A 9,406-nucleotide genomic window follows, 5' to 3' on the forward strand; every position below is an offset into this window, starting at 1 on the left:
TCCTGATCAGTAAGGAACTTTCATGCCGTTGTAAAACTCGGGGACTTCATAATCCTTGCGCAGTGGGTACCCTTCCCAGTCATACGGGAGCAGGATGCGCCGCAGGTCACGGTGTCCGTCAAAAATGATCCCGATGAGATCATACGCCTCGCGCTCATGCCAATCGGCAATGCGCCAGACCTTTTCCACAGTGGGAACATGCGGATCATCGGCCTGCACGATAACCTTGATGGTTACCTTGTGTTCGAGCTTGATCGAATGCAGATGATACACGGCCAGCAGTGTACCGTCTGCCCCGTCAACGCCGCTCAGACACATCAGCGAGTCGAACAGCAGCTTCTCATCATCGCGCAGCTGCAGAGCGACTTCCCGGATGCTCTCGCGGGGCACAATGATGCAGGGCACTTCCTCATCGAGCTGCAGCGCGACATCGTTGAACAATGCCGAGAGATATTCAAATATTTCCTTGGTTTCCATGGCCATGGCTCTGTGGAAAATTAACGTGTCGGAATGAATCGGGTCAGGAAAGGCATGATGAGACCGGCTTACGCTTTCTCACCGACAGGAGCGCCTTTTTCCTTGACCAGAGTGAAATCGCGTACTTTCTCCTGCAGTCGCATCCAGCCCTCGAGCAACGCTTCGGGACGCGGGGGACAACCGGGAATGTACACGTCGACCGGAACCACACGATCCACGCCCTTGAGCACGTGGTACCCGTGTTCCCAGTAAGGTCCGCCGCAGTTGGAGCAGCTGCCCATGGAAACCACGTAACGGGGTTCGGCCATCTGTTCGTAGAGGCGCTTGACGCGCGTAGCCATTTTGAGGGTGACGGTACCGGCAACGATCATCACGTCACACTGACGGGGACTCGGACGCGGGAGCACGCCGAAACGCATGATGTCATTGTGCGAGGCACTTGCCGCCATCATCTCGATGGCACAGCAGGCCAGACCGAAGGACATCTGCCAGAGCGAGCAGAGCCGCGCCCAGTTCAATACCCCTTCGACCGATGTGATAACAATGTTGCCGTCGTCGAATTGCTTGTCGAGAAGACCCATGAATACTCCTTTCGCTCTCAGTCAGCCTGTGTCGCGGGTTCGTCGGTAGGAAGGGTGTCACCCCCCGCCGCAGGGGCGCGACGGAGTGTCCCCCTGTCAACCAGTGCATCCAGGGAAGGGACCTGCGGCTGCGGACGCACCCACTCGAGATCGCCCTTGCCCCACAGATAGAAATCCGCGAGGAAAAGGATCACGATGAAGATGGCGCCGGCGAGGTACGCGAACATCCCTATCTTCTGGAAGATCACTGCCCAGGGAAACAGCACGACCAGTTCGACATCAAAGAGAATGAAAATAAGGGCAACGACGTAGAATCGAATATTGAATCGCATCCACTGAGGTCCGATAGGATCCTCTCCGCACTCGTATGGAAGCGTTTTCTCGTCGGTGGGATTGTGCGGTCTGAGAAGTTTCGCCACAAGCAGGCCGCCTGCTACGAAAACCAGCCCCAGGATGATGAAAACCAGGGCTTTACCAAATTCTGTCAGCATTTGTCAATATCAGTAGTTGCTAAAGACAAAGTATCTTGGATAAACTATGAAAAAACAATAAAACATCAAACAATACCGAGTATTAAATCTCATTCCCTGATTCTCGTTTCATTCGGGAATCTCTCTCCTGCCGCCCTGGGCTGCGACCCGTTGAACGGCGGATACTCGTCAACGAGATAGAGCATGTACGCATCCAGGCGGGATGTGTAGATAAACCAGCCGTACAGCCATTCGAACTGCCAGCGTGCAAGCTTCCCGGCGAACAGCACGGTCCAGAATGCGAGGAAACTCACGATGCTCGAAACGAAGATGTAGCCAATGGAAAAAAACAGGTGCGGAAAGAGAATCAGCAGCCGGAAAAACACGGTGAGACGGGAAAGACGGTCGGGATAATCAACATGGACACGAACAGGATACTGACCGGCCTCGCCTTTGAACGGCGGGTAGATGTCGGACAGGAGTAACCAGTACGCGTTCAGGCGGCTGCGGTAGCGGAGATAACCCGTCAGGAATTCCCACAGCGCCTGCGGGTGCCTTCCGGTAAAAATGATGGCCCAGAAAGAAATGAACTGCAGCAACCCTGCGGCCATCCCATAGAAATAGGCCCAGAAGAGATGTGGAAGCAGCAGAATGGGACGAAAAATCAGCAGCAGCCGGGATGAGGTAGCGGGACGATCGACGGAAAAAAGGGCTGGGTACATGTGCAGGCAGACTCCAACTCTGTCGTGGATGAACAGCTCCGCAATCATGTTACGAAACTCGTTCGCCAGAACAAACATTGCTTTTTCCTCCCCCCTGCTTTAACTTCCCGCCTCCGTAATTACTGCCCTGAAGCATGAAGAAAATCGAAGCCATCATCCGCCCCTTCAAACTCGACGACGTCCGTGATGGACTGCAGGAAATAGGCATCTACGGCATGACCATCTCCGAGGTCCGCGGTTTCGGCAGACAGAAAGGACATACCGAAACCTATCGCGGCGCCGAATACCAGATCGACACCCTCCCGAAACTGAAAATTGAAATCGTCGTCGCCGACCACATGACCGATCCCGTGATCGACACCATCATCAAGCATGCCGCAACGGGACAGGTGGGCGACGGGAAAATTTTCGTCCTCCCCGTCGAAGACGCCATCCGCATCCGCACAGAAGAAAGCGGCGACGGCGCGCTCTGACGCTTCGGGTGCTTCGCACCCTCCGCGTATGGAAAAATGGAATGATTGAAGTATGGAAACATACCCGTCAAACGTGGATTTTTCCATTTTTCAATCATTCCATCTATCTATGACGAATAATGTACACAGAAAAGATGATGCAAGCGGAGACTGTACAAATGGGGAGATCGTGGCAGGGGGAAATAAAAAAGAGCCAACTGAAGCTGAGGAGGGAGAGACTAAAGTTGGCTCTTGGAAACAGTGAATGCGGAGTCAATATACATAAGCAGTTTCCTTAAAGCAAGGGTTTAGCTAAATTTTTCTTATCTATTGCTATCAAAGGGGTTAACGGGAATTGAGCTGTTTGAGTGCAAGTTTTATCAGTTCAGATGTACTCTCGGGGGCATTTTCACCTGATCGCTGCAGGGCCGCGATGGCTTTTTCCGCGGTGGCACGGGGATAACCGAGTGCCTGGAGTGCCATAAGCGCTTCTTCGCGTGCGACTGCAGTTTTATCCCCTGTTTTCAGGGCTTCGGAGCTGCTTTCGCGCATGAAACTGTCGCGCAGTTCAACCACGATACGTTCTGCGGTTTTGCGTCCGATACCCGGAATGCGCGTCAATGCGGCGACGTCGCCGTTAATGACACGTTCACGCAGAGCGTCTGGCGCAGCACCGGAGAGAATATTCAAGGCCATGCGGGCGCCGATACCTGAAATGCTCTGCAGCTTGCGAAAAAGCGCGCGCTCCATCTCGGTGGCGAAACCGTAGAGCTGCATTGCGTCTTCCCGCACGTGCAGATGAGTGAGAAGCTGTACCTCCTGCCCTGTCGCCGGCAGTTTTTCATACGTGGAGAGAGGGATGTGGACCTCATACCCCACACCGGCCACTTCGATAATGGCGGAAACGGCTTCTTTTGCAGCCAGCGTGCCGTGCAGAAAGGCGATCATGGCCTTTTCCTCGCAGTCATTTCCAGAACTCTCCGGTCATGTTGAGAACTGTATGGTCGGTACCCGCACGAAAGAGTCATTTCCGAATCCTGTCGGGATGTTCCTTGAGATAGCTTTCCCAACTGCGCACACGGGCACGGGGAGTAGACAGCTGCATGCCGTGGGTGATGGCAATGGCCAGTCCGTCGGCTTCATCCGACTTTTTGAAATCTTCCCGCAGTCCTAAAATGGTTTTCACCATGTATTCCACCTGCTGCTTTGCGGCGGCACCGCTTCCGGTGACAGCGCGCTTGACTTCTCGTGGAGAATACTCCGCAATACCGAGCTGCCGGTGCACGGCGGCGAGAATGGCAACACCGCGTACCTGGCCAAGTTTCAGTGTTGCCTGGATGTTTTTTCCATAGAATGCCGTCTCAATGCAGAATTCGTCGGGATGCTCCCTGTCGATGACTTCAATGAGTCCGTCATACACCTTGCGCAGCCGCACGGCAACGCTGTCTGAGGGTTTCATCGTAATGATACCTGAAGTCAGGCGATGGAATTTGTTTCCACTGCTTTCAATCAAGCCATACCCGGTGATCAGCGATCCCGGGTCCACACCCAGGATAAGCATCATCAGCCCTGCTGCAGTGATTCGAGCACGTCGGCATCGATATCGAAGTCGGCGTAGACATTCTGCACATCGTCATGATCTTCGAGCACTTCCAGCAGACGGATGACGCCTTCGGCGTCCTTGCCGTCCACCTTCAACGTGTTCTGCGGCACCATCTGCACTTCGGCCTCCTCGACCTCGATGCTGTTTTCCTCAAGCGCTTTTTTGACGTCCTCGAGACTGGAAGATTCGGTGACGATTTCGAAGTGATCCTCCTCCGTGCTCATGTCTTCCGCACCGGCCTCGATGGCGATCAGCATGAGCTCTTCTTCTTCGTATTTCTTCGGGATGGTGACGATGCCCTTGCGGTCGAACTTCCATCCCACGGCGCCGGCCTCGGCGAGGTTGCCGTTATTCTTCGAGAAGAGGTGGCGGATTTCCGCGACTGTGCGGTTCTTGTTATCGGTGATGGTCTCGATGAGGAATGCCACGCCACCCGGACCGTATCCCTCATACGTGATTTCTTCATAGTTGACGCCTTCGACTTCACCGGTTCCGCGCTGGATGGCGCGTTTGATGTTGTCGTTGGGCATGTTGGCGCCTTTGGCCTTGTCAACAGCAAGCCGAAGCCGGGGATTGGCGTCAATATCACCGCCGCCGTCACGGGCGGCAATCGTTATTTCCTTGATGAGGCGGCCGAAAAGCTTGCCGCGTGCGGCATCCTTGGCGCCCTTCGCCCGTTTGATGGTCGACCATTTGGAATGACCAGACATCGTAACCTCCAGAACAATGAGTATGTGTTAATCTTCCTGAAAACTCTTGATTTGCGCGAGGATTTCCTGCTGGGTGCGTTCTTCGTTGGTGGTACGCACATCCTTGAGCTTCAGCTGCGGGAAGACATTCCCGTTCCAGCTGTTTTCCTCGATGGTAAACAGAATGTCCGCGCGGGCGCCGTCATCCGCCACCTCAGGGAGACGGGATCCGAGACCGAACCCGATGCAGTCGAATACCACACCGTCCTGACGCACCTTCATCTTCAGATGATCGCGTCCGACGATGCGCGGACTCCCGAACACCTCGACATCATGCGAGAAGAAGACCGGCCGCAGGTTGCCCGGACCAAAGGGTGCGAACTGCTTGAGGATGCGGAAAAACCGCGGGGTAATATCCGGCAGTCTGATCTGCGCATCCGCGACGATTTCATGCGTGAGCATTTCCTCGTCGAGCATTTCCTCGGCGACCTTCATGAAGCAGTCACGGAACTCCGGGATTTTCTCAATTTCGAGTGCCAGTCCGGCAGCATACTTGTGTCCGCCGAACTGCAGGAGCAGATGCTCGCAGCGACTCAGCGCTTCATAGATGTTGAAGTTCATGATGCTGCGCGCCGAGCCTTTCGCGACACCGTCGATGGTCGTGAGCAGCACGGTGGGACGATAGAATTTCTCAACAAGACGGGAAGCCACGATGCCGATGACACCGGGATGCCAGTCGCCGTTGTGGAGTACGATGGGACGTTCTTCATCACCCGCGAGAAAATCTTCCGCCACCTGTGCGGCATGATTGAACGTTTCCTCGTCAATCACCCGACGGTTGCGGTTCTCCTCTTCGAGGATCAGAGCACATTCGCGTGCGCGGACATCCTCATCACAGGTGAGAAGCTCCACGGCCCGTGTGGCGTCGCCCAGCCTGCCCACCGCGTTGATGCGCGGCGCCATGACGAAGACGATCTGCTGCGCGGTGAGATCGCCGTATCGCAGGTTTGATGAATCCATCAGCGCCTTGATGCCGGCGCGGGGATTGTCGTTGATAATCTTCAATCCGTAGTGCACGAGGATCCGATTTTCCCCGACCATCGGGACGATATCGGCTGCCGCGGCGATTGCGACGAAATCGAGATACTCGTACGGCACTTCCCGCATCGAGTAGTATTCGGCCAGTCCCTGAATCAGTTTGAACCCCACACCTGCACCCGAAAGATATTTGAACGGGTAGAGATCGCCCGGCTTGAGCGGATCGAGCACGGCATGCGCATCGGGAATTTCGGCCCCGGGTTCATGATGATCGCAGATGATGACGTCAATATTACGTGTCTTCGCGTACTCGACCTGTGACACGGCGGTAATGCCGCAGTCAATGGAAATGAGCAGCGTGGTTCCGATACCGTCGGCGTAGTCAATACCTGCCTCCGAGATGCCGTATCCCTCGCTCATGCGATCAGGGATGTACACCTCCGCGTCGCATCCGATGCGACGGAGAAAGAGGTAGAGCAGGCTGGCACTGTTGGTCCCGTCAACGTCATAGTCCCCGTATACGAGAACTTTTTCCTTCTTGTCCTTCGCAGCAACGATACGCGACACTGCCTTTTCCATGTCGTGCATGAGAAAAGGGTTATGAAGCTGATCGAGTGCGGGACGAAAGAAGGCCTTCGCGGAATCGTAGTCCTCGATTCCGCGGCTGATCAGGATCGAAGAGATGACTTGAGGTACATGAATCTCCTCAACAAGCCGACGCACCTTGGCAGGATCCCCGGGGGCCCTGATGCTCCATTTTGCGTCCATGAGTGAATCCTTTTTGTAATTTGTACTATAAACATTTTCTTACTCTTTTTTCAAATTTCTGGGGTTGAAACAAGGGACTCACGTCCATCTGTAAGCCGAATTCTGTCTGTTCCACTTCGCGCGAAGCATTGAGCGCAAAGCGCTCTTCGCGATGCACGGCGGTGGAAGAGGCAGTCATCTATCTGGATCCGGCATTGCTGCAGGATTCAAGCGACCTACCCGAGTACCGGTCCCTGCAAGGCGGGGACACTGCGCGGGCAACACAGTTCGGAAGACGGTACTCCTACGCGGTCTTGCTCCGGGTGGGGTTTGCCAGGCCAGACTGTCTCCAGTCTGCCGGTGCGCTCTTACCGCACCATTTCACCCTTACCTTTTCCTACGCCGAAGCGTGGGGACTGGCGGTGTGTTTTCTGCTGCACTTTCCGTCGCCTTTCGACGCCCGGACGTTATCCGGCACCCAGCCCTGCGGAGTTCGGACTTTCCTCCCCTGCCTTGCGGCAAAGGCGACTGCCCGATGGACATGAGCCCGCTTGTTATATGCTCGTTTCTTGAGCGATTTCTTCTGAGACGAGAATGCGGCCGCAATGCTCGCAGATGAAGAGACGATCGTTCTTCTTCACCTCGAGGATCATCTGGGGCGGCACGACATTGTAGCAGCCGCTGCAGGATTCACGGCGGATCGGCGCTACGGCCTTTCCCTTCGCCTCGCGGATGCGCGTATACAGTTCAAGATCTTTTTCGAGCAGACCCTTCAACGCCTCTTCGCGGTTGGCCTCAAGGGTCATTTCTTCTTCATTCGTGGCCTCGAGAATCTCTTTCAGCTCTTCGTGCTTGACCTCGAGCTCCTTGACCAATTCTTCATGACGGGTCTCGAACTCGGTCTTGCTGGTCTTCAGCTCGTCCGCGCGCTGCATGGTCTGTTCGATCTCCGCTTCATGGCTGGCGATGGTGTTCTCCGCCGTTTCCATCTCGCGGGTGAGCGCGTCGTATTCCTTGTTATTGGTCACTTCGAGCTGCTGACCTTTGTACTTGTCGATTTTGGCGATAAGCTCGAGGGATTCCTTCTCCATCTGGCTGCGCTCGACAGCACCTTTTTTCAGGGCTTCGTCGCATTCCTCGATGCGCTGTTCTACCATTTTCAACTCGGCTTCCATGGCGTTGACGGTTTCCGGGAGGTCACCGCGCAACTCGCGCAGCTCATCGAGTTCCGTGTCGAGCAATTGAAGCAGGTACAGCGATTGAAGTGTGCTTTTCAAGAGATCTCCTTTAGTTCTTCCGTGCTAAACAAACCGGATGGGGTTGGTCTCGGTCTGTGTGCGTAAAATATCAATTTTTTGCTTGTCTTGGAAAGACCCGCGCTCAAGTTCTTCTGCGCAGAGGTCGATAAAAAGCTTTTCCGTCTCATGATGGCCTGCATCAACGAGCAGGATGTCATGCTGATAGTCCAAAAATGTGTGATGCGTCAGGTCACCTGTAACCAGTGCATCGGCGCCAGCGGACACTGCTGCGCGCACGTATGAGGATCCGGCTCCGCTGGACACGGCGACGCGTCTGATGCGTCGGGTACCGTCGAAGGGACTGCAGCGCAATTGCGTACACCCGAGTACCTGCTTGACACGCTGCAGAAATGCATCCGTATCCATTTCCTCCTCGAGCTCACCGACAACACCAATGCCATGATGCGGAAGCGCTTCCTCGAGCTTCGAGAGCAGTATGCGTGTACTCTCCCCTCCCGTCTCACGCACCGCCGCACGAAGTGCCGGAATGCGCCAGGTGGGAAGGATAATGTTCAGTTCATCATTCCTGACCGAAGGCAGAACTTCAAATCCTTCCAGATCACCGAGCGCGGCCCGGAGTGCACTGTCACGATCCGCGCCAGCCATGCCTATAATCCTCGCGAGGCGGCTCTCCTCCCGAACACCATCAAGGCGCGCAGTATTGTTGAGCCTGAATTTGCCTGCCAGCGCAGTATTCAATCCATCATGAGCGGCATCTGCGTTCGTATGCATGGCGATGACATTGATATCCGCCCGCAGCAATGAGGCATACATGCTGCCGGGATATCCATCGGTACGGAGGGATTTCAGGGGATGAAAAATGACGGGATGATGCGCCACGATAAGGTTTGCTCCCCTGCGCTTCGCCTCCTCGACGACGGCAGGAGTGATATCGAGACAGACGAGGACAGAGGTCACCGCAGCCTCGGCGGAACCGACGAGGAGACCAATGTTATCCCGCTCCCAGGCCAGGGTGGCGGGTGCCCACGCATACAATGCGGATAATATGTTCTGAACTCGGACCATAAAAAAAGTGCACCTCAACGATGCACTTATTTCCTGGAATCCGTGTCTTTTGTGATATGTGTGTTGCTGCCTGTTTTCTCGTGCAATTCCATACTGCGTGACTCGGATTATCTAGACAATCTAGTGGAGCTGAAGGGAATCGAACCCTCGACCTCTACAATGCGAATGTAGCGCTCTCCCAACTGAGCTACAGCCCCAGTCGAAGAACAAATATACTCTGAATAAGGGGATAGATGCAAGACGGATTGCAGATTCCAGATTCCAGATTCCAGATTCCAGATTCCAGATTCCAGATTCCAGATT

11 protein-coding genes, 1 tRNA gene and 1 other RNA gene are annotated in these 9,406 nt (G+C 54.8%); 1 reads left to right on the top strand and 12 read right to left on the bottom strand.

Features of this window, described 5'->3' with window-relative positions:
* Positions 1–6 precede the first annotated feature (6 nt).
* The 4 genes from KQI65_14180 to KQI65_14195 all read right to left on the bottom strand — a co-directional run bounded on the left by KQI65_14180 (position 7) and on the right by KQI65_14195 (position 2,328).
* Positions 7–477, bottom strand: coding sequence for an NADH-quinone oxidoreductase subunit C (locus KQI65_14180; GenBank protein MCB2205888.1), 471 nt, complete (start codon positions 475–477; stop codon positions 7–9).
* Between the two features lie 68 nt (positions 478–545).
* A complete protein-coding gene (nuoB, locus tag KQI65_14185) occupies positions 546–1,058 on the bottom strand; it encodes an NADH-quinone oxidoreductase subunit NuoB (protein MCB2205889.1) in 513 nt (170 codons plus the stop codon).
* A 17-nt stretch (positions 1,059–1,075) separates the two neighbouring features.
* On the bottom strand, positions 1,076–1,549 hold the full coding sequence (locus KQI65_14190) for an NADH-quinone oxidoreductase subunit A (GenBank protein ID MCB2205890.1): 474 nt from the start codon (positions 1,547–1,549) through the stop codon (positions 1,076–1,078).
* Between the two features lie 89 nt (positions 1,550–1,638).
* The gene (locus KQI65_14195) at positions 1,639–2,328 is read right to left on the bottom strand and encodes a DUF4389 domain-containing protein (GenBank protein ID MCB2205891.1); all 690 of its coding nucleotides are present in this window, start codon (positions 2,326–2,328) and stop codon (positions 1,639–1,641) included.
* Positions 2,329–2,384: 56 nt separating this feature from the next.
* Here KQI65_14195 and KQI65_14200 point away from each other — a divergent pair, with 56 nt between their 5' ends.
* Positions 2,385–2,723 carry a P-II family nitrogen regulator gene (locus KQI65_14200; GenBank protein ID MCB2205892.1) on the top strand — a complete coding sequence of 113 codons (339 nt, stop codon included), beginning with the start codon at positions 2,385–2,387 and terminating at the stop codon, positions 2,721–2,723.
* 324 nt (positions 2,724–3,047) lie between these two features.
* Here KQI65_14200 and ruvA read toward each other — a convergent pair whose 3' ends face one another.
* The 8 genes from ruvA to KQI65_14240 all read right to left on the bottom strand — a co-directional run bounded on the left by ruvA (position 3,048) and on the right by KQI65_14240 (position 9,300).
* Positions 3,048–3,650: a Holliday junction branch migration protein RuvA gene (gene ruvA / locus KQI65_14205; protein ID MCB2205893.1), complete on the bottom strand. Its 603-nt coding sequence runs from the start codon at positions 3,648–3,650 to the stop codon at positions 3,048–3,050.
* Positions 3,651–3,726: 76 nt separating this feature from the next.
* Positions 3,727–4,263 carry a crossover junction endodeoxyribonuclease RuvC gene (gene ruvC, locus KQI65_14210; GenBank protein MCB2205894.1) on the bottom strand — a complete coding sequence of 179 codons (537 nt, stop codon included), beginning with the start codon at positions 4,261–4,263 and terminating at the stop codon, positions 3,727–3,729.
* Positions 4,264–4,265: 2 nt separating this feature from the next.
* On the bottom strand, positions 4,266–5,015 hold the full coding sequence (locus tag KQI65_14215; GenBank protein MCB2205895.1) for a YebC/PmpR family DNA-binding transcriptional regulator: 750 nt from the start codon (positions 5,013–5,015) through the stop codon (positions 4,266–4,268).
* 27 nt (positions 5,016–5,042) lie between these two features.
* Positions 5,043–6,800: a single-stranded-DNA-specific exonuclease RecJ gene (gene recJ / locus KQI65_14220; GenBank protein ID MCB2205896.1), complete on the bottom strand. Its 1,758-nt coding sequence runs from the start codon at positions 6,798–6,800 to the stop codon at positions 5,043–5,045.
* A 75-nt stretch (positions 6,801–6,875) separates the two neighbouring features.
* Positions 6,876–7,323, bottom strand: an RNA gene (gene rnpB, locus KQI65_14225) — RNase P RNA component class A.
* Between the two features lie 10 nt (positions 7,324–7,333).
* Positions 7,334–8,056, bottom strand: coding sequence for a hypothetical protein (locus tag KQI65_14230; GenBank protein ID MCB2205897.1), 723 nt, complete (start codon positions 8,054–8,056; stop codon positions 7,334–7,336).
* Between the two features lie 24 nt (positions 8,057–8,080).
* Positions 8,081–9,073, bottom strand: a complete 993-nt coding sequence (locus KQI65_14235) for a Nif3-like dinuclear metal center hexameric protein (protein ID MCB2205898.1) — start codon at positions 9,071–9,073, stop codon at positions 8,081–8,083.
* Positions 9,074–9,227: 154 nt separating this feature from the next.
* Positions 9,228–9,300 (bottom strand) — tRNA-Ala (locus KQI65_14240).
* Positions 9,301–9,406: the final 106 nt, after the last annotated feature.

The organism is bacterium, from assembly GCA_020444325.1.
Taxonomy (GTDB): Bacteria; Bacteroidota; Ignavibacteria; order SZUA-365; family SZUA-365; genus BM516.

What these genes read in the sequence shown, in the direction of transcription:
- KQI65_14180 (MCB2205888.1), bottom strand. Translation starts at nt 477, where the DNA reads ATGGAAACCAAGGAAATATTTGAATATCTCTCGGCATTGTTCAACGAT.
- nuoB (MCB2205889.1), bottom strand. Translation starts at nt 1,058, where the DNA reads ATGGGTCTTCTCGACAAGCAATTCGACGACGGCAACATTGTTATCACA.
- KQI65_14190 (MCB2205890.1), bottom strand. Translation starts at nt 1,549, where the DNA reads ATGCTGACAGAATTTGGTAAAGCCCTGGTTTTCATCATCCTGGGGCTG.
- KQI65_14195 (MCB2205891.1), bottom strand. Translation starts at nt 2,328, where the DNA reads ATGTTTGTTCTGGCGAACGAGTTTCGTAACATGATTGCGGAGCTGTTC.
- KQI65_14200 (MCB2205892.1), top strand. Translation starts at nt 2,385, where the DNA reads ATGAAGAAAATCGAAGCCATCATCCGCCCCTTCAAACTCGACGACGTC.
- ruvA (MCB2205893.1), bottom strand. Translation starts at nt 3,650, where the DNA reads ATGATCGCCTTTCTGCACGGCACGCTGGCTGCAAAAGAAGCCGTTTCC.
- ruvC (MCB2205894.1), bottom strand. Translation starts at nt 4,263, where the DNA reads ATGCTTATCCTGGGTGTGGACCCGGGATCGCTGATCACCGGGTATGGC.
- KQI65_14215 (MCB2205895.1), bottom strand. Translation starts at nt 5,015, where the DNA reads ATGTCTGGTCATTCCAAATGGTCGACCATCAAACGGGCGAAGGGCGCC.
- recJ (MCB2205896.1), bottom strand. Translation starts at nt 6,800, where the DNA reads ATGGACGCAAAATGGAGCATCAGGGCCCCCGGGGATCCTGCCAAGGTG.